The organism is Candidatus Paceibacterota bacterium, from assembly GCA_035452965.1.
In the GTDB taxonomy this organism is placed as follows: domain Bacteria; phylum Verrucomicrobiota; class Verrucomicrobiia; order Limisphaerales; family UBA8199; genus UBA8199.
In genome coordinates this window covers 123,898-145,680 of sequence record DAOTCE010000002.1, presented here as the reverse complement: position 1 = coordinate 145,680, position 21,783 = coordinate 123,898, and the positions used below count along the sequence as shown (strand labels likewise).

Here is a 21,783-nt window from a genome sequence, read left to right as displayed (position 1 = left end):
CAGCGAGCTCGAGATGCGAGTTTTGGCGGTTTTGCACGGGATCGGGTGGGTGGCTGTTGGAAGTTGCGTCGGAAGAAACAAGATAAGGCCGTGTCTGCCATATTCCCTAAGTGGACTAATCGTCTGCCGGTGATGATTCTCATCGGCGGGCTGCTGACCGCTACCGCCGTTACCGCGGGGGTGTGGTATTATCTGACGCCCAAGTATTCCCGGGTGGGCTACCAACCGATTCAGCCGGTGGCTTTCTCCCACGCGGTGCATGCGGACCAATTGGGGTTGGATTGTCGCTACTGCCACAATGGGGTCGAGAAGTCGTGGTATTCAAACATCCCGGCAGCCGCCACCTGCATGAACTGCCATACGCAAGTGCTCTCGAGTGATCCGCGGCTGGCGCTGGTGCGTGAGAGCGCTGAGACCGGCCGACCGATTCCCTGGGTGCAGATTCACCGGGTGCCGGATTATGTCTATTTTAACCATTCGGTGCATGTGAACCGGGGCATCAGTTGCGTCGAGTGTCACGGGCAGATCAACCAGATGGATGAGGTTCATCACGCGCAGCCGTTGAGCATGACCTTCTGCCTGGATTGCCATCGTCACCCGGAAACCAAGCTGCGCCCTCTGGACAAGATCACCGACCTAAACTGGAAGTGGAGTGACAATCCGACTGCGAACGCAGAGTTGCAGCGCAAGAACGGCCAGAAGCTTATGCAGGACTGGCGGGTGCAGTCGCTGCAAAACTGTTCCACGTGCCACCGATGAACGCGATTCCTCCTCCAAGTCCTGCGCCGAAAACCGGGCCGCGCTACTGGCGCAGCCTCGAGGAGCTGGCGGAAACGCCGGAGTTCCGGCAATGGGTGGAGAACGAGTTCCCGGCGGGGGCCACGGAGTTCGCAGACCCGGTCACACGGCGGCATTTCATGAAGATCATGTCCGCGTCGTTCCTGCTGGCGGGGTTCGGGCTGACGGGCTGCCGCCGGCCGGAGTCGAACATCCTGCCGTTCAGCAAGCAGCCGGAGGGGTATGTGCACGGGGTGCCGCAGTACTACGCGACGGCGATGCCGACGCGCGGCGGGGCGATGCCGCTGGTGGTGAAGTCGCACGAGGGCCGGCCGACGAAGGTGGAGGGCAACGCGCTGCACCCGGACAGCAACGGGTCAACGGACCGGTTCGCGCAGGCGTCGGTGCTGGACCTGTATGACCCGGACCGGGCGATGCAGTACAAGCAGGGGGGCAAGGTGGTGCCGCCGGCGGCGGCGCTGGATTTCCTGACCGGGTTGTCGCGGCAATTGGGGGCGAAGGGCGGGGCGGGGCTGTGTTGCCTGATGGAGCGGAGCAGTTCACCGTCGCGGGCGCGCTTGCAGAAGCTGGTGGCGGAGCGGCTGCCGAAGGCAAAGTGGTTCATTCACGAGCCGGTGGACTTTGACATTCACCGGGAAGGGACGACGCTGGCGTTCGGCAAGCCGGTGAAGCCGTATTACCGGCTGGAGCAGGCCAAGCGGATTGTGTCCCTGGACTGCGATTTCCTGGGGGCGGAGGAAGACCTGCACCGGCTGATCCGCGACTTCGCCAAGGGGCGGCGGGTCGAGTCGCCGGACAAGGCGCAGGGCGAGGACCTGATGAGCCGGCTTTACGTGGTGGAGAGCCTGCTGACGCTGACGGGCGCGAGCGCGGACCATCGGCTGCGGGTGCCGCCGAGTTTGGTGTTTCCAATCGCGGCAGCCCTGGCGGCAGCCTTGGCGACGGAGGGCGTTCCGCAGGGCGGCAAAGAATTGACGGCAGCGCTGGGGGCTGCCGGGGTGGATCCGAAGTGGATTACCGAGTGCGCGAAGGATCTGCAGGCCCACAAGGGCAACTGCGTCGTGCTGGCAGGCCAGCGGCAGCCGCTGGCGATGCACGCGCTGGCGCATGCGATGAACGCGGCGCTGGGCAACGTGGGCAAGACGGTGGTGCTGCACGAGGCGCCGGCGCCGACGGAGGGGAACATCGCGGAGTTGGCGCAGGCCTTGGACGCAGGCCAGGTCGAGACGCTGGTGGTCCTGGGGGGCAACCCGGTGTATAACGCGCCCGCCGACCTGGATTGGGCGGCAACGCAGCGCAAGGCCAAGCTGGTGGTGCGGCTGGGTTATCACGAGGATGAGACGCAGGCGGTGAGCGACTGGGGCATTCCGCGGCTGCATTACTTGGAGTCATGGGGCGATGCGCGAACGAGCGACGGCACGCTGGTGCCAATCCAGCCCTTGATCGCGCCGTTGTTCGGCGGCCTGACGGAGGTGGAACTGCTGGCGCGGCTGGGAGGACTGGAACCGGCCAGTGGCTACGAGATCGTGCGTGAGACGTTCCGCGGGCTGACGGGTGGGGGCGAAGAGGAGTGGAAGCGGTTCCTGCACAATGGATTCCAGGAGGGATCGGCCGCCAAGGCGGTGGACGTGGTGCTGTCTTCGGAGGCGGTCAATAGCGCATTGCAGGCGGTGAAGCCGCCGGGTGAGCTTAAAGACCTGGAGGTGGTGTTCCACAGCCATTATTGCGTGGACGACGGCCGCTACAACAACAACGGGTGGATGCAGGAGCTGCCCGAACCCATTACCAAGGTGACGTGGGAGAACCTGGTGCTCCTGAGCCCGCGGACATTCGAGAACCTGGGACTCGTGAGCCGGGTAGTTTCGGGCGGCGCGACCAAGGTGTCGCTGGTGAAGGTGGCGCTGGGCGGACGCGAGGTGGTCGGGCCGGCGTGGATCCAGCCCGGGATGGCGGACGACGTCGTCGGGCTCGCGCTGGGTTATGGTCGGCCGCGGAGCGGGCGGGTGGGGTCGGGCGCGGGTTATGACGCGTATCGGCTGCGCGCGAGTGCCGCGCCGCATTCGGCGCCGGGCGCAACAGTAGCCGCGACCGGGAAGCTGCATCCGGTCGCCACCGTGCAGACGCATTGGGCGATGGAGGGCCGGCCGGTGGTGCGGGAGGCGAACCTGGCGCAGTATTTGGCACACCCGGAATTCGCGCGGGAGATGGGGCCGGCGCATCCGCCGAGCACGCAGCCGCTTTATCCCAATCCGTTCGACGAGGCGAAGAAGCGGGGGCTGCACCAGTGGGGGATGGCGATTGACCTGAACGGCTGCGTGGGCTGCTCGGCGTGCGTGGTGGCGTGCCAGAGCGAGAACAACATCCCAATCGTGGGCAAAGACCAGGTGAGCCGGAGCCGGGAGATGCACTGGCTGCGGATTGACCGGTATTACGCGGGGCCAGTGGAGGCGCCGCAGGTGGCGTGGCAGGCGCTGATGTGCCAGCATTGCGAGGCGGCGCCGTGCGAGAACGTGTGCCCGGTGAACGCGACGTCGCATGACGAGGAGGGGCTGAACGTGATGACGTACAACCGGTGCGTCGGGACGCGCTACTGCTCGAACAACTGCCCCTACAAGGTGCGGCGGTTCAATTTCTTCGACTACAACAAGCGGCCGCTGGAGCGGCTCAAGGGGCCGTTTTACTCGACGCCGATGCTCTCCCGCACAGAGGGCCAGTGGGACCTGCTGCGCTGGTTCAGAGACCAGGAAGCGAGCCCGCGGCCGGCCGAGGAGTGGGAGCTGCTGAAGCTGGCGAAGAACCCGGATGTGACGGTGCGAATGCGGGGCGTGATGGAGAAGTGCACGTTTTGCGTGCAGCGCATCCAGCAGGCGCAGATCGCGCAGAAGGTCAAGGCGCGGGACAGCGGGAACGTGGAGGTGCCCGAGGGGACATTCAAGACCGCCTGCCAGCAGGCGTGCCCGGCGGAGGCAATTGTGTTCGGGAACCTCAAGGACGAGAACAGCCGGGTGTCGCAGCTCAAACGCCAGGAGAGAGATTACGCGCTGCTGGAGTTTCTGGGGACCAAGCCGCGGACGACGTATCTCGCGCGGGTGCGGAATCCGAACCCGGCGATGCCGGATTACCGGCCGCACCCGGCCAGTTGGGAGGAGTACGCGCAGCACCGCGGCAGCCACGGGCAGCACGAGGCAAAGCACGGCCAGCCGGCTGGGGCGCAGGCAAAGGAGGCGCAGCATGGGCACTAGCGCGCCAGCCAAGCGTTCTCGGCAAGACGGAAGCCGCAGCCGATCGTGCGCCGCCCCAGCGCGGGCCGCCCTTGGCATTCGAAGGACAGAGGGGTTGCGATGAGCGAGGCTGGGATCAGATCGGCGATTCAGGTCGCGCCGCCGCCCGCGGAGCTGGAGCGGATCCCGCTGGTGGCCAACCAGCGGTCGCCGGGCTGGATCACGGACAAGGTGGCCGGGATTATCGAGGGCAAGACGCCGGCGTGGTGGTGGTGGGCGTTCATTCCCAGCGTGACCTTGCTGCTGCTGATGGTGGCGATGCTGGCCTACTTGATCTCGACGGGCGTGGGCGTTTGGGGGCTGAACCACCCGGTGATGTGGGGCTGGGCCATCATCAATTTCGTCTGGTGGATCGGGATCGGGCACGCGGGCACGTTGATCTCGGCGATCCTGTTCCTGTTGCGGCAGCGGTGGCGCACCTCGATCAACCGGGCGGCGGAGGCCATGACCATCTTCGCGGTGATGTGCGCGGGCATATTCCCCTTGATCCACATCGGGCGGGTGTGGTACGGCTGGTGGCTGTTCCCGATTCCCAACTCGAACGGCATCTGGCCGCAGTTCCGGTCGCCGCTGATGTGGGACGTGTTTGCGGTTTCGACCTATTTCACGGTGTCGCTGCTCTTCTGGTATGTGGGGCTGATCCCCGACCTGGCAATCCTGCGAGACCGGGCGCGGACGAAGGCGCGGCAGTTCTGCTACGGCCTGTTCGCGCTGGGGTGGACGGGGTCAAACCGGCACTGGAGCAACTACGAGAAGGCGTACCTGATCCTGGCCGGGCTGGCGACACCGCTGGTGCTGTCGGTGCACAGCACGGTGTCCATGGACTTTTCGGTGTCGCAGCTTCCCGGGTGGCACACGACGATCTTCCCGCCGTATTTCGTGGCGGGGGCGATCTACTCGGGGTTCGGCATGGTGCTGACGCTGATGGTGCCGCTGCGCTCGATGCTCAAGCTGGAAGAGGTCGTGACCATGCGGCACATAGATTTGATGTGCAAGGTGACTCTGGCGACGGGCTCGATTGTCGGCTACGCCTACTTCATGGAGTATTTCATCGCGTGGTACAGCGGCAACCCGTATGAGCGGTTCACGTTCTGGCAACGGCTGTTCGGGCAATACTGGTACGGGGGCTGGGCGATGCTGATGTTCAACGCGCTGGTGCCGCAGTTGTTCTGGTTCAAGAAGGTCCGGCACAACCTGCTGGCGGTGTTCATCATCTCGATCCTGGCGAACATCGGCATGTGGTTTGAGCGGTTTGTGATCGTGGTGGGCTCGCTCTACCGGGATTTCGTGCCGGGCAACTGGGGTTACTACAAGCCGACCTGGGTGGATGTGTGCACCTACCTGGGGACGTTCGGGCTGTTCTTCACGATGTTCCTGCTGTTTATACGGTTCCTGCCGCTGATCGCCACGACGGAGGTCAAGGGCGTCACGCCGCAGGCCGACCCGCACCATCCGCTGGGCGGGGCCAGCCGGAAGGAGGTGCTGCTGCGCGAAGCGTAAGCCGGCGGCATGGCTATGAGCACAACATCCAAACCCTACGGGCTGATCGCCGAGTACACCACCGCGGCGGACATTTTGCACGCGGCGCAGCGGGTGCGGGACGCCGGCTACACGCGGTGGGATGTGTTCACGCCCTTCCCGGTGCACGGCATGGACGGGGCGATGGGCATCCGGAACTCGCGGGTGGGCTGGTTTTCGTTCCTGGGCGGCGCCACCGGCTACAGCAGCGGGATGCTGATGGTGTGGTACATGAACGCGTATGACTACCCAATCCTCATCGGCGGCAAGCCGATGTTTAGCCCCATCTACCCATTCATCCCCTGCTTCGAGCTGACCATTCTGCTGGGGGCGTTCGGGGCGGTGCTGGGGATGCTGTTCCTGAACCGGCTGCCGCGCCTGCACCATCCGCTGCTCAAGCACCGGCGGTTCGCGCAGGTGACGCACGACAAGTTCTTCCTCGTGATCGAGACGGACGACCCCAGGTACTCGGAACCGACCGCCCGCCAACTGCTGGAGCAGGCCGGCAGCCGGCACATCGAGCTGGTGGAGGAATGATGCGCTACTTCCTGGCCATTCTTACCTTGTGTGTACTGGCGACCGTGGGTGTCCTCGGCTTCCGGGGCAGCCATTCGCGCAAGCCGCCGCTGTATATCTTCCCGGACATGGAGCGGCAACCCAAGCTGCGGCCGCAGACGGCCAACGCGTTCTTCGACGACGGCATGAGCTCGCGCCTGCCGGTGGCCGGCACGATCGCGCGCGGCGAGCCGATCCAGGCCGGGCAGATGCAGGTTTACCCGTGGCAGGATTCGCCGGTGACGACGGGGCGGGTCACGGGCACGACCAACTTCGTGGAGCTGAACCCGCTGCCGGTCACCGGCGATCTGCTGGGGCGCGGGCAGGAGGTGTTCAACATTCACTGCGCTGCCTGCCACAGCAAGGTGGGCGACGGCAACGCCGTGCCCAAGCGCATCGGCGCCATGGCGGTGGTGGCCAACCTGCACGACAAGCGGATCGTGGAGCTGACCGACGGGGAGCTGTTCAACACGGTCAGCCACGGCAAGGGTTTGATGCAGGGCTACGCGGGCAGCATGCCGGTGCGGGACCGCTGGGCGAGCATCGCGTATCTGCGGGCGCTGCAGTTGAGCCGGCTCGGCACGGTGGACGATGTGCCCGAAGCGGCGCGCGGAGCGCTGAAGAAATAGACTATGAGCGCACATACCCATTCCGGCCATCTGCCGCCGCTGGACCTGTCCCGGTGGCGCAAGGCGCCCGGCTGGTTGATTGGCGGCGGGCTGGCGGTCTGCGCGCTGGGGGCGGTGCTGGACTTGAAGCAGTTCGGCTACTCGTGGCTGCTGGCGTTCATGTTCTGGCTGAGCCTGGTGATGGGAGCGGCGTTCCTGGTGATGGTGCATCACCTGTTCGACGCGAGCTGGTCGGTGGGCATCCGGCGCTTTTGCGAGCACCTGGCGTGTTTGGTGTTCCCCTGGATGGCGATCTTCTTCCTGCCCGTGGCGGCGCTGGCGCTGAAGATCTACCCGTGGATGAGCATTGATTCGGCGCACGACCACGAGCTGGCGGCGAAGTGGCCCCTGTTCACCCGTCCGGCGTTTTACCTGGCGGCGGTGGTGTGCTTCGGCGTTTGGGCGCTGTTCACCCGGAAGCTGCGGTCCTGGTCGCTGAAGCAGGATGCGGACGGTTCCGCGCAGTGCACCCACCGGCTGCGGTTCCATTCGTCGTGGGGGATGGCCGCCTTCGCGTTCACCCTGACGCTGGGCGTGATCATGTGGATGAAGGGCTTGCAGCACCAGTGGTTCTCGACCATGTATGGCGTCTATTACTTCGCGGGGGCGGTTTGGGTGGCGATTGCCGCGGCCTACGTCATCGCGCTGATCCTGGACCGGCAGGGGCTGATCCGGGACGCCATGGGCCCCGAGCAGTATTACTACCTGGGTTCGCTGCTGTTCGCGTTCACGGTGTTCTCGGCCTACATCCACTTCAGCCAGTATTTCATCATCTGGAACGCCAACCTGGCGGAGGAGACGTTCTGGTACGTGCTGCGCGAGAAAGGGACTTGGTGGACGGTGGGCCTGATCCTGGTGTTCGGGCACTTCCTCGTGCCGTTCCTGTGCCTGCTGCGAATTGACGCGAAGCTGGTCTTCCGGTTCATGGCGCCGCTTTGCGTCTGGATCGGGCTGATGCAATACGTGGACCTGTCATTCAACATCATGCCGGTGCTGCATCCGGATGGCTTTGCGTTCCGCTGGATCTGGCTCGACGCGGGCTGCCTGGCGCTCATGGGAGGCGTGCTGGCCAGGGTGTTCCTGCGGGATTTGAATCGCCACGCGCCTTACCCCGTCAAGGACCCGAGGCTGGCCGAGGCCATGGGCCTGTACCCGGATTTGCCCGGGGCATTGCTGGAGGAAGAACCGGGGTCAACCGACAAGCTGTCGGGTGCGCAGCCGCAGTCGGCGGGAGGTGGCCAATGAAAGCTCACTCGGCTCGCGAGCGGACCGGGCTCGCCTATCTGCTGGGCATCCTGGGCGCATTCCTGATTGTCGCTGCGTTAGTTTGGGCCATGCGCCATTACACCCTGCCGCCACCGGTGGATGAAGACCGGGTGACGCTCCGCAAGAAGGCACTGGCGGAAATGCGCGCTGCGGAAGCCAGCGAACTCGAGAATTACGGATGGGTGGACCAAACCAAGGGTATCGTCCGGCTGCCGATTGCCGAGGCCATGAAGCTCGCGCTGCGCCAATGGCAGAACCCGCCCGCCGCCCGCTCCAACCTGATCACCCGTGTTGAGAACGCCACTGCGGCTCCACCTGCGGCCCCGGCCAAGCCGAACCCCTTCGAGTAAACCGCCATCGGTTGCATGAGTCTCATCCTTCCCGAATCGCCGCCTGCTTCCGCCGATACCGGCGAGGCGGTGCGTTGCGGTGTCACGCCTGCTGAGATTGACGCCTCCTGCCGCCTGCCGCTCGTGTGGCTTTTCTTGAGCGGAGCGCTTTGGCTCGTGATCGGCTCGGCGCTCGCGCTGGTGGCCTCGATCAAGTTTCACGCGCCGGATTTCCTGGCGGATCCGGGCTGGCTGACGTACGGGCGCGTGCGACCCGCCAGCGTCAACTCCATGCTTTACGGCTTCTGCCTGCAGACGGGACTGGGTGTCGTGTTGTGGATGGTTGCGCGTCTGGGCCAGACCGCATTGGTCAGGCCAGGTTTGATCACTGTTGGCGCCGGGTGCTGGAACCTGGGCGTGACTGCGGGCGTGCTGGGAATCCTGGCTGGCGGGAGCACGGGATATGAGAACCTGGAGATGCCCCCTTACGCGGCCTCGCTGCTGTTCCTGGGCTGCCTGATGGTGGGCATCGGGGGCGTGCTTACCTTCCACCGGCGGCGGGAACGCCAGCTCTACGTCTCTCAGTGGTTCATCCTGGCGGCGCTATTCTGGTTTCCGTGGGTCTATGCGACCGCGAATCTGCTGCTGGCCGGCACCGGAGCGCGCGGGATGGCGCAGGCGGTGATTGCCTGGTGGTACTCCGAGAACCTGCTGGCGGTATGGCTCGGGCTGGTTGGTTTGGCGGCGGCGCTGTATTTCGTGCCCAAGCTCGTCAATCGGGAGCTGCACAGCCGTTATCTCGCGCTATTGGCGTTTTGGATTCTGATCCTGTTCGGTAGTTGGGGCGGCATTCCCGCCAGCGCGCCGGTGCCGGCGTGGATGCCTGTGGCAAGCGCGGTGACGAGGGTGTTGGGGGTGATCGCGGTCATCGCCGTGCTCCTGAATGTGCACCGGACAGTGCGAGGCAAGTGCTCGACGCTCCGGGGCCACCCATCGTGGTGGTTCATCGGTTTCGGCACCGCCGCGTTCGCCGTCGCGGGTTTGGCGAAGGCGGCGACGGCGTTCCGGGCAGTCAGCCGGGTCACGCAGTTCACCTGGTTCACGCCTGCCTGGGACCTGCTGAACGCTTACGGGTACTTCACGATGGTGATGTTTGGAGCCGCGTATTACATCGTGCCGCAGTTGGTGGGAAGGGAGTTTCCGCCGGGCAAGCTCGTGCGCGTCCACTTTTGGACTGCCGGGGCGGGGATTCTGTGCTTCGTGGTGCCGCTCGCCGCAGGCGGCATCGTGCAAGGGCTCAAGTTGCAGCAGGCGGTTATTCCGTTCGCAGACGTTACGCGAGGGACCCTGCCATTTCTGCGGGCCAGCACCATGGGCGACCTGCTGATGGCGCTGGGTCATTTGCTGTTTCTGGCGAACCTGGCCTTGTTGGCGTTCCGTTTCTATCGAGCCCGCGCGGTGTCGGCCTGGGCCGAGGCGACAGCAGAGATTCCGGCCGCGGGGGTAAGAGTATGAACCGCGGCCCGGTAATTTTCCTCGCGGCCTTTTTTGCGCTGGCCAGCTCGTGGTGTGGCTTCATCCTGGCGCCGCAGTTGCAGATCGGCCGCTTGCAGCAGACCAACACGCTCGGCGCGGCGGTGGCGTATCCGGTGGCCCGGCCCGGCGCGGCGCAGCAGGGGCTACAGGTGTATCGCGCCAACGGTTGCGCCTATTGTCACAGCCAGCAGGCGGGCCAGACCGGCACCGTCCTGGATGTTGCGCTGGCCGAGGCTGGAACCAACCAGGCTGCCACCATGGCGGCGCTGCTGAACCTGGCCGGCACGACGCCCGCCCTGACCGCGTTGCCGGGGTTGGAGTCCGGCCGCGCAGACCCGACCGGCGGCGCGCGGCTGCAAGATCTCCCGAAGGCGGTTCTGCGGAGCACCACCCGGGGGGCCGCCAATGCCGCGGTTAAGACGTTGAATTCCACCGGAGCCAAAGCCCAGCTTTGGGTTGTGCCGGTGGGACCCGACATCACGCGCGGCTGGGGCCGGCGGCGCTCGGTGGCAGAGGATTTTCTCTTTGACTCACCAGTCATGCCCGGTTCGCAGCGCGTCGGTCCGGACCTTGCCAATGTTGGCGCGCGCCTGCCGGATTCCAACTGGCACTTGCGCCACCTGTATGCCCCGCAGCTCGAAGTCTCAGGATCAACCATGCCGCCATACCGATTCCTGTTCGAACAACGCAGGGTGAGGGTTGAGCCCTCGCCGGAGGCGCTGGTTCTTCCGGCTGAACTGGCGCCGCCGCCCGGCTACGAGGTGGTCCCCAAGCCGGCCGCGAAGGCGCTCGTGGCCTACCTGTCCAGCCTGCGCGCGGACGCCGCGCTCTTTGGCGCACCGCTGACACAGTTGGGCGCGGCCGGAGCGCCGAACGCAACGAACACACCCCCCGCACCGGGCGCAACTCCCACCAACGCGGTGACCAGAAATGTCTCCTTGTGATGAGCCCTGAGCCACTACCACCTTCCTCACCGCCCACCGAAGCAGCCGAACCCCGGGCGGGCAATGTGGCCGTTCCTGTCTGGCTGCTCGTCTTGCTGTCCGTGCTGCTCTACTGGGGCATGGTGTATTTCGACCAGCACAGCGGCTGGTTCAACCCGCAGGTTTATGCGCCCTACCGGTCGCTTGAGGAGCTGGTCCTTTATCAGCCTCCGAGCGGCGGCATAGATGTCATGCGGGGGAAAGCACTCTATGAGGGTCTCTGCGGACTGTGCCATGGCAACGACGGCAAGGGCAAACCGGGCCAGGCACCGCCGTTCGCGGGCGCGGAATGGGCTGTGGGCAACCCGAACCGCGTGATCCGCATCCCTTTGGCTGGATTGACCGGACCGATCCAGGTCAACGGGCAGGAATGGAACCTCTCCATGCCCGCGATGGGCGCCGCGCTGCCGGATGACGACCTGGCCGCCGTTCTCACTTACATCCGCCAGAGCTGGGGGAACAAAGCGTCGGTCATTACCCCCGACCAGGTGAAAGCCGTGCGGGCAGAGATCGGCAACCGGACGCAGCCCTGGACGGCGGAGCAACTCAACGCGATTCAATAGCGGGCGCGGCGCCTCGCCTCGATCTGCTCGATGGCCCACCGGGCGTGCTCCGATACCAGGGGCTCTGGGTCACGCGCCGCTATCCGCAAAGCCGGCAACGCGCCCTCCCCGCCGACATTGCCCAAGGCCACGCACACGTTGCGCAGCAGGCCTCGGCGCCGGGCGCGCACGATCGGCGTACCCGCGAAGCGTTGTTTGAAGCCGGCCTCGTCCAAGGCCAACAGCTCCAACAAGTCCGGCTGTGCCAGGTCCGGGCGCGCGTGCGCCTTCATCAGCCGCGCTTCCTGGGCGAAGCGGTTCCACGGACACACCGCCAGGCAATCGTCGCACCCAAAGATGCGGTCGCTCATGGCCGGACGCAGTTCCAGGGGAATGCCTCCCTTGAGTTCGATGGTGAGATAAGAGATGCAGCGCCGCGCATCGAGCTGGAACGGGGCCGTAATCGCCGCCGTCGGGCAAGCAGTGATGCAGCGCGCGCAAGCGCCGCAGCGGTTCTTCTCCGGCGCATCGGGTTCGATGCCGAGCGTGGTGAGGATTTCCGCGAGGAGTATCCAATTGCCGGACCGGCGGCTGATGAGGTTGGTATGCTTGCCGATGAATCCCAGCCCGGCGCGCTGGGCCAGGTCGCGTTCGAGCACGGGCCCGGTATCCACATACCAAAGTGAGCGCGTGCCCGCCTCGCCCAGGCCGTCCACAAACTGCGCGAGCTGCCGTAGTCGCTCGCCCAGAACTTCATGGTAGTCCGCGTAGCGAGCGTAGCGGGCGATAATGCCGGCGGGAGGCACGGAGAGTGGCGTGGTGCGTGGTGCGTGGTGCGTGTCGGACGGTCCTGCGCTGAAGGTTCGGGTGGCCGTGGGAACCTGACGCTCGCTCCTCGCCCCTTGCCCCGCCAGCGAGTAGCTGGCCGCCAGCGCGATGATGCTCCGCGCGCCAGGCAGCACTTGCTGTGGATCAACCCGCCTCTCCACATTTCGCGCGAGCCAGCCCATCTCGCCCTGGCGCCCTTCCGTCAGCCATTGGCGGAACCGCGCCGCGGATTCCGGCGCGGCGGCGGTCGTCACCCGGCAGTCATCGAATCCCAATTCACGCGCCCGCTCCCGCAGAGCCGTCTTCATCGGTGCGCTGACTGCGCCATGTGGAACTGGTGCACCACGTGCTGGGCAACCTCGCGCACCGACCGCATTTCCGTGTTCACCAGCACATCCGCCTGGCGGTAGAACGCTTCCCGCGCCGCGAGCAGTTCGCGAATCTTCGCCAGCGGGTTCGGCTCGTTCAGCAGCGGCCGGTGGTTGTGTCCCCGCACCCGCTCATAGATCCCTTCCGGCGACGCCCACAAGCAGACCACCAGCGCGTGCGACTTGAGGCTCGCGAGGTTGCCCTCCTGCGCCGGCAGCCCTCCCCCCGTGGCAATCACCGTTCGCTGCCGTCGCGTCAACTCCTCCACCACCCGCCGTTCCCACTCTCGAAAAGCCGGCTCGCCGTCCTGGTCGAAGATGTCGCTGATTCGTTTTCCGGCCCGCGCCTCGATGACGTGGTCGGTATCCAGGAACGTGAAGTGCAGCACCTGCGCCGCCACCCGGCCCACGCAGGACTTGCCGGTTCCCATGAAGCCGATGAGGGCAAGATTATGAATTGAGCGCGTGCCAGACATACTAATCAGTTAACGCATTCGCTCCGCTTTGGCACGCAGTTTCACCGCGCGTTCAAGCCGGGAAAGCGAGCAGGCAGCGCAGGCTCAGGAGCCTGCGCCGCTTCGTTAAGCAACCGCGGTCCTAATTGGCCGCCCGGCCGCCGATGCCTTTGGTGCCGGCGGCGATGAGCCGCGCGGGTTCTTTGGGGCGCAGCGCGCGGACGGCTTTGCCGGCGCGCCACATCTCCGAGTTGCCGATGGCCGCCAGCTCTTTGCCGAGTTGCTTCTGGTAGTCACGCTTGCCGCAGGCCGAGAGCACCCGCGCGCATTCCTTGCCGTTCTTCACGCGCTCATAGAGCTTCTTGAACACCGGCAGCACCGCCTTCTTGAACTGCGGCTTCCAGTCCAGCGCGCCGCGCTGGGCCGTGGCCGAGCAGTTGGAGTACATCCAGTCCATGCCGTTTTCGTCCACCAGGCGGATGAGGCTCTGGGTGAGTTCCTCGACGGTCTCATTGAAGGCTTCACTGGGCGTGTGCTTGTGGGCGCGGAGCACGTCGTATTGCGCTTCCATGATGCCCGCCAGCGCGCCCATGAGCACGCCGCGCTCGCCGGTCAGGTCGCTGAACACCTCGTGCTTGAAGGTGGTCGGGAAGAGGTAGCCCGACCCGATGCCGATGCCGACCGCCAGGCAGCGTTCTTTGGCGCGGCCGGTGGCGTCCTGCTCGACGGCAAAGCTGGAGTTGATGCCCGCGCCGGTGAGGAAGTTGCGCCGCACCGAGGTGCCCGAGCCCTTGGGCGCGACCATGATCACGTCCACGTTCCTGGGCGGCACGACTCCTGTTTGATTGCGGTAGGCAATGGAGAAGCCGTGCGAGAAGTAGAGCGCGGCTCCGGGCTTGAGGTTCTTCTTCACCAGCGGCCAGATGGCGCGCTGGGCGGCGTCCGACACCAGCATCTGGATGATGGTCCCGCGGCGGACGGCCTCATCAATCTCGAACAGCGTCTTGCCGGGCACCCAGCCGTCGGCGACGGCGCGGTCCCAGTCGCGCTTGAAGGCGCTGGCCTGGCCGATGATGACCTTGAAGCCGTTGTCCCGCAGGTTGAGCGATTGGGCCGGCCCCTGCACGCCGTAGCCGATGATGGCGATGGTCTCGCCTTTGAGCGCCTTGCGCGCCCTGGCCATTGGGAATTCCTTCCGCGTGATGACCTGTTCCTTCGTTCCGCCAAAGTTAATGATAGCCATAAATGTTTTAGTTCTTTGTTTGTGTGCCGGACAGACTACCCGCCTTTTCCGGCGGGTCAAGGTGATTGGTGGGGGACGTGTGTGGTCGCAGCGCTTGGCGGTTGGCGGAATCAGTTTGCCTGGCGAGAGTGGCAGGGCGTCGCCACCGGTCCCGATGGTGCCCTGGGGACTGGAAGGTCAGGACACGGAGGTTGGGGTTTAACGAGGGGGAGGGCCGGGTTGGGACGGGGTTGGCAGCATGATTACAGCATCATTAGTGCATGATTGGAGCATGATTGGTCCTTGATTTGCCCCTGTACCTCCCACCGGTCCACTTAACCCCGCCGCGGCACCAAGCTGTGGCTGATCTGCATCAGCCCTCTGCCCTCCCAGCCGTTATCTTGCGGCCAAGTGCGGATACAAATCCGCGCACCTTCGAGCGGCACTTGGTACTGGGCGCTTTTGAGCCTCCGCCACTCCTTGAGCTTTGTCAAATACATCTCCGAGATATCGCTCTGGCCGTCTTTCGGCGGGGGCAAAAGACCGAGGAAGGCGTAGTTGCCGCCGGGGCCCTGGCCGGCGCGGCGCGGGGGCGAGCCGAAGACCATGATGTCGTTCACCGGAGCACACGACACCCTCAGCTTGATGACCAACCGGCCCCTGACCCGGTGGATCTTGAGTTCGGCCTTGACCGCGTTGGGACCGAACCGCGGGGGCGGGGGTGGCAAGCGGAGTCGCTCGCCGCCGCAGACCTCCCGCACGCGGTTGATTTTGATGAACAGTTCGCGGCCCAGCATGGCCCGGCTTCTGGGCTTGCCGAGGTTCCACAGGGTCACCGTCCGTTTGATGTGGATGCGCGTCGTGGCGGCCCGCTTGCACCAGGCCTCCCGTTCTGCGTCCTCCAGCTCGTCCCAACCCTGGACCAGTTCCGCCATGCTGCGGCGCTCGCGCCGGCGCGCCGGCGTCATCCCCTTCTGGCGGGGGCCGCGCTGTGGACTGGGCCGACCCTGACCTCGTTTCACGATGCTAACTCCGCGGCAGGGCGACCTTGCCCGTGCGGGTCAGTTCCATGATGCCGAAGTTCTGCAACAGGCTGAGCAACTTCTCGACCTTGCTCTCGTCGCCGGTCACTTCGATGGTCAGGCTTTTGGGCTGCACGTCCACGATCTTGGCGCGGAAGATGTCGGTGATTTGCATCACCTCGGCGCGGGTCTTGGAATCCACGGAGACTTTGACCAGCGCCAGTTCCCGGTCCACGGATTCGCCTTCGCGAAAGTCGTGGACGGTGATGACGTTGACCAGCTTGTTGAGCTGTTTGACGATCTGATCCACCGTGGCATCGTCGCCGCGCGTGACGATGGTCATGCGCGAGACGGTCGCGTCCTGCGTCGGCGCGACGTTAAGCGAGTCAATATTGTAACCCCGGCCGCTGAACAGGCCCGCCACGCGCGTCAGCACGCCGAATTTGTTTTCCACCAGAACTGAGATAGTGTGTCGCATAGATACCCGCCTCGACGGGCGGTGATAGCTAACAACCCTGGCCGTCCCGGGTCAACCGCAAACCGACTCCGGGGAGGATTGGGCATCAAAAGAAGGGGTTGTGGTCCTTTTCCTCGGCGACCGTCGTTAAGGGGCCGTGGCCGGGGCAGAGCAGGGTGTCGGGGGGCAGGCTGAGAATCTGCTCGCGCACTTTTTGGCGGGCCAGCGTCCACGATTGGTTGCCCCGGCCGATGGAGCCGGCGAATAACGCGTCGCCCACAACGGCCACATGGGGGGCGTCTTCGGGCCAGGTGCCGACAATATAAGTCGTGCCGTCTTCGGCATGACCCGGCGTGTCGCGGTGGGTGATGCGCAGGCTGCCGAGGTGGATGAAGTCGTTCGGCCGGTTGCGCTGGTCCACCGGAGCGCTGCGGGAGCCGAAATGAAGGCGGGTTTTAGGAAACTGCCGATGGAGGTCATCGAGGGCCGCGACATGATCCCCGTGGCCGTGCGTGATGAAGATGTGGCGGAGCTGGAGCTGGTTCTCCGCAATCAGCTCGGCCACCGGCCCCGCCTCCCAGCCGGTGTCAAACAGTGCCGCGTCGCGCGAGACTTCGTCCCACACGAGGAAGCAATTGACCGCCATGCCGCCCGTGTCGGTGGTGATGCAGCGCAGCTCGCGCCAGTTGCTCAAATCTCGCTCGGCGGGCCGCCAGCCGGCGGCGATGGCCTCCAGCCTGGCGGGATGCAAGCCCACCAATTGGGCGAGCGCCGCGAAGTCGGGTTTCCGCGGGGCCTGGCCGGATTCCTCCAGCGTCCCAAGTTCCTCCTGGGTTAATCCGGCCGCGCGCGCGGCGGCGGAGGCGGACACCCCGGACATCGCCCGCGCTTTGCGCACGATATCCCCTACGTGATCTTCCAGGTTCATGCGTCAGAACTTAACCGCAAGCGAGGCGAGTGCAAGGCCGATGGCGAGAGGGCTGGAAAGTTGGAACCGTCTTGTGTCGGCGGCTACGGCTTTTCGGGTGCGCGCTTGTCCAACGATCGGGCCACCTGCCGGGCCAGTTGTTCCAGCCAGCGCGCCGGGCAGGCATTGGCTTGCTGCACGGTGGTGAGGCTTGTCACGGCGTGTGTCCGGACGAAGTGCTGCTCAATTCCGCGACTCGGGTGGACCAAACCTGCCAGGCCGATGCAGGGAAGGTTCAGTTCGCGGCAGCGCCGGGCAATCCGCCCCACGCCCTTGCCCATGAGCGTGGAGCGATCTATAGCGCCTTCGCCGGTTACGACCAGGTCCGCCGCGCGCAGATGGCGCTCGAGCGCCGCGTGCCGGGCGAACAGGTCGAAGCCGGGCTGCAACCGAGCGCCGAGAAAGGCCATCAACCCGAAGCCCAGCCCGCCTGCCGCGCCAGCGCCGGGAACGCGGGCGGCATCGCATCCGAACTGCCGCCTGACAACTCTCGCGAGGCGGCCCAGGCAACGTTCCGCCAGCCCGAAATCACGGGCGCGCAAGCCCTTCTGCGGGCCGAAAACGCGAGTTGCGCCTCGCGGGCCAAGCAGAGGGTTTTGCACATCAGTTGCCACCAGCAGTTGCTCGAACCGGCGGCGGCGCTGCGGGACACCGATGCGCTCCAGCCGATCCAAGTTGGTCCAACGCATAATCGGTTGGCCGTTGCGGTCAAGGAACTTCCAGCCGAGCGCGCGGGCCAGACCAAAGCCGCCGTCGTTCGTGGCGCTGCCGCCGAGGCCCAGCAAGCAGCGGTCTGCTCCGCTCCGCAGAGCCGCGGACACCACCGCGCCCAGACCCTGCGTGTCGAGTTGGAAGGGATGGAACCGCCCGTGCGGCAGCGCCGCCAGTCCGATGACGCCAGCGGACTCGATGATGGCGGTCCGAGTTCGAGGCTCCCACCACCATCGGGTTGCGCGCGGGCGATGCGCCGCATCCACCGTTTTTACGCGGCGGGTCCTGGCTTTGAGCAGGGCGCGGGTAAGTTCGCCGAAGCCGTCGCCGCCGTCGGTCATGGGCAGCAGGTCAAGGGAATCGCGGGGGCGCGCACTGCGCCAGCCGCGCGCAATGGCCACAGCGGCCGCCTGGGCCGTGAGGGTGCCCTTGAACTTGTCGGGAATGATCAGGACGCGCAGCGGCATGAGGGAGTCTAGGGCCCAAGGTCCATGGCCCAAAGTCCAAACTCGAGGCCGGGCAGCGCTTGTGCATGGAGGCGCGCGGCCGGCTTGGGCATCAGCCCATCAGAGCCATTTGCTTAGGCGTGAGCAGCCACTCGAGGACGGCGCAACGACCATGCTTGAGGGATTCGGTCGCCAGCTTGCACAACCCTCCTTTTTTCAGCACTACGGACGAGCCTGCGCAGCCGGATACCAGAAGCGTGATCAACCCGCTCAAGTAAGGTTCGTGGCCGACCAGCAAGACGCTTTCGGGCGCCGGCCGGGAGAGGTTGAGCATTTCGATCAGCTTCCTGGTGCTGCCGCGGGGCGTAAGGGTGTCAGAAAGCACCAACCGTCTGTTTAAGCCGAGGGCTTTGGCGACGCTCTCCGCGGTTTGCCGCGCGCGCAGGTACGGGCTGGAATAGATGTGGTCGAAGGACAGGTTGAGCGATTCCATGGCCTTGGCAATCTGCCCGAGTTTGCGTTCGCCTTCCGTGGTCAGGGGCCGATCAGCATCCTTCTTGTAACCGGGGGTGCCCCGCTCTACGGCGGTACCGTGACGCAGAATGAAGAGATTCATGAGTTATTGGCTAACTACTTTTTTCGCTTCGGCGTCGCGAAGGGCGAAGGGGCGATCTGGACGAGTGGATAGCGGGTCTTGCCGTCAGCCGGCTTGAGGGGTGCGTTCTCTTCCGCCTGGGCCACGGCCATAAACTGGACCTGGCTGCGGCGGGACTTGCCGCCCCCGGCCGGTGCCGCGCGCTGATAGGACCCATCCGCCTGCAGTAAGCGCGCCTTGCAGGTGTCTCCCAGGGAGATCGCCAGAACCTCGTTAATCAGCCGTTCGCGCAACACCCCATCCTCCACCGGAATGGCCAGCTCGATGCGCCGGAAGAAATTGCGCGGCATCCAGTCGGCGCTGCTGATGAACACCTGCGGCTGGCAAGCGTTCTCGAAATAGAAGATGCGGCTGTGCTCCAGGAAGCGGTCCACAATGCTCCGCACCGTGATGTTCTGGCTGACTTTCTTCAACCCCGGCCGCAGGCAGCAGATGCCGCGCACGATCAGGTCAATCTTCACCCCTGCTTCGGAGGCTCGATACAGTGCCTGGATGGCCTCCCCGTCCACCAGCGAGTTGAGCTTGAGAATAATGCGCGCCGGCAAGCCCTGCCGGGCATTCTGTGTCTCGCGCTCGACCAAACCCAGCAGCCGCTGGTGGAGGTCAAAGGGCGCGACTACCAGCTTGCGCAAGCCCTGGAACTGGCAGATGCCGGTCAGCAAGTTGAAGAAATTGGTGGCGTCCTCGCCGAACTCCGGGCGGCAGGTGAACAGCCCCAGGTCCGTGTAAATCTTCGCCGTGGTGGGGTTGTAGTTGCCGGTGGCCAGATGCACGTAGCGTCGGATGCGGTGGCCTTCGCGGCGCACCACGAGGCAGCTCTTGGCGTGGATCTTGTAGCCGACCAGGCCATAGACAACGTGCACGCCGGCCTCCTCGAGCTGCCGCGCCCAGAGGATGTTGTTGGCTTCGTCAAACCGCGCCCGCAATTCCACCACTGCCGTCACTTGCTTGCCGTTGCGGGCAGCGCTCTCCAGCGCGCCGATGATGCGTTGGTCGCCGCCGGTGCGGTAAAGCGTCTGTTTGATGGCCAGCACGTCCGGGTCCGACGCCGCCTGTTGCAGGAATCCGACCACGCTGTCGAAGCTCTCGTACGGGTGATGCAGCAGGATGTCCCGCTCGCGGATAGCGGCGAACAAGTCGGGGCGCTGGCGCAGGCGCGCCGCCACCGGCGCCACGAATGGCGGGTCGCGCAGCTCCGGCGAGTGGTCCCCTCCGGTCAGCGCCATCAAGCGCGTCGGATTGAGCGGCCCATCAACCAAGTAGAGGTCCTCCGGCCCCAGGCGCAGCGTTTTGAGCAGCGGTTCGCGCACTGCCTCCGGACACTGGTGATCAATCTCGAGCCGCACCGCGTCGCCTTTGCGGCGATTGTGCAGCTCGTTCTCGACCGCTTTGAGCAGGTTGGCGGTTTCCTCCTCGTCAATATAGAGCTCGCTGTTGCGCGTGACGCGGAACGGCCAGTAACCCAGCAGCTTCGTCCCCGGGAACAGATCGGCCAGGTAATGCCCGATGAGCCGGCTCAGGTACACGTAGTCCTCGCGCCCGTCCGCGCGCGGCAACTTCACCAGCCGCGGCAAAATGCGCGGGATTTGCACCACCGCGCTGTGTTTGTGGACTTCACGGTCCCGGCGCATCTCCAGCCGGACGATCAGATTGAGCGACTTATTGAGCAACTGCGGGAACGGGTGAGCCGGATCAATTGCCAGCGGCGTGAGCACCGGGCGAACCTGCCCGTGGTAATAGTCCTCGACCCAAACCCGGTCGGGTTCCTCCAGCTCCGGAAGCTCCAGCAGGCGGATGTTATTGCGCGCCAGCGCCGGCGCCAGCTCCTCCCGCCAGCAGGCATACTGCTGCGCGACCATCCGCCGCACCCGATTCACGACGGCCCGGAACGTCTCACTGGCCGTCAAACCGTCCATCGTCCGCTCGACCACTTCGCTTTCGATCTGCTGCTTGATGCCAGCCACCCGCACTTCGAAGAACTCATCCAGGTTCGAGCTGACGATGCAGAAGAACTTTACCCGTTCGAGCAGCGGGGTTTGCGGGTTGAGAGCTTCCTCCAGAACGCGGTGATTGAACTCCAGCCAGCTCAGTTCTCGATTGATGAAATGAGCCGGGCCGAAAGCCGTTGCTTTTGCGCTGGGTGCCACAACCGCCAGCAAGGTATCCGCCTGTCGTGGGTTTGGAAAGCCGCAAAGTAATGCTGATGACCGATGCCAGAGCGCATGCACATGGGAATGCGCTAATAGGAGAAATCAGTTTAGCTTGCGTATCGCCATCCGTGAGGTAGAATGGTGTGGCTCAGTTTAGGAGCCGGGAAGACAAGAGACCCATTAGCGCCTTGCTTGGAACCTAGGTTGTGAATATGCGTATCAAGTCTGTCTCTGTGGTCTTGGAGTGGTCCGTCTCCAGGAGGAATGCCGGTGGCCAGTATTCAACGAGCAATCAAGCCGTCTTGCCGGGGCACCTGCGACCCGGTTGGTCGCCGCCCGCCCTCTGGTTGCTAGCTGCCCTGCTGCCATTGTGGTGTAGCCCAGTGCATGGCCAGGGGGCGCTCACCAACGGCTGGGCACCCACCGGTACCATTGCGCCAGCTGGTGACTTTGATACCTGGACCTTCTCCGCGAACACGGGCGACCGCCTCGTCATTCGGGTCGGAGAAATCTCCCAGACCGGCAGCTTCACGCCGCGGATCCGGCTGCAAAACCCGAGCGCGGTGCAGATCGCCTCGGCCCAGGGCGCGCTGGCGGCGGAGATTGCCGTCACCGCCACCAACACCGGCACGTTCACGCTGATTGCGGACGATGCCGTGGGCACCAGCGCCACCGGCACTTACCGGCTATCGCTGGCCAAGGCGCCTGGCACGGTGTTCCTAACCCCTGGAGACGAAGGCGGTCCCATGACGAACGCTTTCCAGCACACCGGCACAAATCTCGTCGGCGATCTGGACTTGTGGACCTTCAGCGCCAACGCCGGCGATGCCATCGTCCTGCGGATGGGCGCTGCGGCCTATAATCCCTGGATACGGCTTTATGGCCCTGACGGGGTTCTGGTGGGGCAGGCCTTCGACGGCAGTTTCGGCATCCGCGATGCCGACCTGCGCACCCAGGCCACCAACAGCGGCACATTCACTGTCATTGCCGGCAGCCTCGATGTCATCGCCAGCGGCAGCTACATCC

20 protein-coding genes are annotated in these 21,783 nt (G+C 65.1%); 11 read left to right on the top strand and 9 right to left on the bottom strand.

Annotated features, from left to right (window positions below; translation table 11 throughout):
- The first annotated feature begins 90 nt into the window (after positions 1 to 90).
- From P5205_02660 to P5205_02615, 10 genes are all read left to right on the top strand, one after another.
- Positions 91 to 759, top strand: coding sequence for a cytochrome c3 family protein (locus P5205_02660; GenBank protein HSA09249.1), 669 nt, complete (start codon positions 91 to 93; stop codon positions 757 to 759).
- The gene (locus P5205_02655) at positions 756 to 4,040 is read left to right on the top strand and encodes a TAT-variant-translocated molybdopterin oxidoreductase (protein ID HSA09248.1); all 3,285 of its coding nucleotides are present in this window, start codon (positions 756 to 758) and stop codon (positions 4,038 to 4,040) included. The genes P5205_02660 and P5205_02655 overlap by 4 nt, the downstream gene beginning before the upstream one ends.
- A gap of 99 nt (positions 4,041 to 4,139) precedes the next feature.
- Complete coding sequence (nrfD, locus tag P5205_02650) at positions 4,140 to 5,579, top strand: polysulfide reductase NrfD (protein HSA09247.1); 1,440 nt, start codon at positions 4,140 to 4,142, stop codon at positions 5,577 to 5,579.
- Positions 5,580 to 5,594: 15 nt separating this feature from the next.
- Positions 5,595 to 6,134: a DUF3341 domain-containing protein gene (locus tag P5205_02645; GenBank protein ID HSA09246.1), complete on the top strand. Its 540-nt coding sequence runs from the start codon at positions 5,595 to 5,597 to the stop codon at positions 6,132 to 6,134.
- Entirely contained in the window at positions 6,131 to 6,781 is a 651-nt protein-coding gene (locus tag P5205_02640) for a cytochrome c (GenBank protein HSA09245.1), read from the top strand. The genes P5205_02645 and P5205_02640 overlap by 4 nt, the downstream gene beginning before the upstream one ends.
- A 3-nt stretch (positions 6,782 to 6,784) precedes the next feature.
- Positions 6,785 to 8,065 carry a hypothetical protein gene (locus P5205_02635; protein HSA09244.1) on the top strand — a complete coding sequence of 427 codons (1,281 nt, stop codon included), beginning with the start codon at positions 6,785 to 6,787 and terminating at the stop codon, positions 8,063 to 8,065.
- A complete protein-coding gene (locus tag P5205_02630; protein ID HSA09243.1) occupies positions 8,062 to 8,436 on the top strand; it encodes a hypothetical protein in 375 nt (124 codons plus the stop codon). Before P5205_02635 ends, P5205_02630 begins: the two co-directional genes overlap by 4 nt.
- A 15-nt stretch (positions 8,437 to 8,451) precedes the next feature.
- The gene (locus tag P5205_02625) at positions 8,452 to 9,930 is read left to right on the top strand and encodes a cbb3-type cytochrome c oxidase subunit I (GenBank protein ID HSA09242.1); all 1,479 of its coding nucleotides are present in this window, start codon (positions 8,452 to 8,454) and stop codon (positions 9,928 to 9,930) included.
- Complete coding sequence (locus P5205_02620) at positions 9,927 to 10,895, top strand: cbb3-type cytochrome c oxidase subunit II (protein HSA09241.1); 969 nt, start codon at positions 9,927 to 9,929, stop codon at positions 10,893 to 10,895. The genes P5205_02625 and P5205_02620 overlap by 4 nt, the downstream gene beginning before the upstream one ends.
- A gap of 65 nt (positions 10,896 to 10,960) precedes the next feature.
- Positions 10,961 to 11,497: a cytochrome c gene (locus tag P5205_02615; protein ID HSA09240.1), complete on the top strand. Its 537-nt coding sequence runs from the start codon at positions 10,961 to 10,963 to the stop codon at positions 11,495 to 11,497.
- Here P5205_02615 and queG read toward each other — a convergent pair.
- The 9 genes from queG to ppk1 all read right to left on the bottom strand — a co-directional run bounded on the left by queG (position 11,491) and on the right by ppk1 (position 20,754).
- Positions 11,491 to 12,612, bottom strand: a complete 1,122-nt coding sequence (gene queG / locus P5205_02610; protein ID HSA09239.1) for a tRNA epoxyqueuosine(34) reductase QueG — start codon at positions 12,610 to 12,612, stop codon at positions 11,491 to 11,493. The two genes, P5205_02615 and queG, sit on opposite strands and share 7 nt — an antisense overlap.
- Complete coding sequence (locus P5205_02605; protein HSA09238.1) at positions 12,609 to 13,148, bottom strand: shikimate kinase; 540 nt, start codon at positions 13,146 to 13,148, stop codon at positions 12,609 to 12,611. Before P5205_02605 ends, queG begins: the two co-directional genes overlap by 4 nt.
- 121 nt (positions 13,149 to 13,269) lie before the next feature.
- Complete coding sequence (ilvC, locus tag P5205_02600) at positions 13,270 to 14,370, bottom strand: ketol-acid reductoisomerase (GenBank protein HSA09237.1); 1,101 nt, start codon at positions 14,368 to 14,370, stop codon at positions 13,270 to 13,272.
- Between the two features lie 314 nt (positions 14,371 to 14,684).
- On the bottom strand, positions 14,685 to 15,371 hold the full coding sequence (locus P5205_02595; GenBank protein HSA09236.1) for a hypothetical protein: 687 nt from the start codon (positions 15,369 to 15,371) through the stop codon (positions 14,685 to 14,687).
- Between the two features lie 4 nt (positions 15,372 to 15,375).
- The gene (ilvN, locus tag P5205_02590; protein HSA09235.1) at positions 15,376 to 15,849 is read right to left on the bottom strand and encodes an acetolactate synthase small subunit; all 474 of its coding nucleotides are present in this window, start codon (positions 15,847 to 15,849) and stop codon (positions 15,376 to 15,378) included.
- Between the two features lie 85 nt (positions 15,850 to 15,934).
- Positions 15,935 to 16,756: an MBL fold metallo-hydrolase gene (locus P5205_02585; protein HSA09234.1), complete on the bottom strand. Its 822-nt coding sequence runs from the start codon at positions 16,754 to 16,756 to the stop codon at positions 15,935 to 15,937.
- An 83-nt stretch (positions 16,757 to 16,839) separates the two neighbouring features.
- Complete coding sequence (locus P5205_02580) at positions 16,840 to 17,973, bottom strand: glycerate kinase (protein ID HSA09233.1); 1,134 nt, start codon at positions 17,971 to 17,973, stop codon at positions 16,840 to 16,842.
- 91 nt (positions 17,974 to 18,064) lie between these two features.
- Positions 18,065 to 18,568 (bottom strand): phosphohistidine phosphatase SixA, encoded by a 504-nt coding sequence (sixA, locus tag P5205_02575; GenBank protein HSA09232.1) that lies wholly within the window; start codon positions 18,566 to 18,568, stop codon positions 18,065 to 18,067.
- Between the two features lie 14 nt (positions 18,569 to 18,582).
- Complete coding sequence (gene ppk1 / locus P5205_02570) at positions 18,583 to 20,754, bottom strand: polyphosphate kinase 1 (protein ID HSA09231.1); 2,172 nt, start codon at positions 20,752 to 20,754, stop codon at positions 18,583 to 18,585.
- 215 nt (positions 20,755 to 20,969) lie between these two features.
- On the opposite strand from ppk1, the gene P5205_02565 reads away from it, so the two are divergent.
- A partial coding sequence (locus P5205_02565; protein ID HSA09230.1) for a hypothetical protein occupies positions 20,970 to 21,783 on the top strand: 814 nt, incomplete at its 3' end.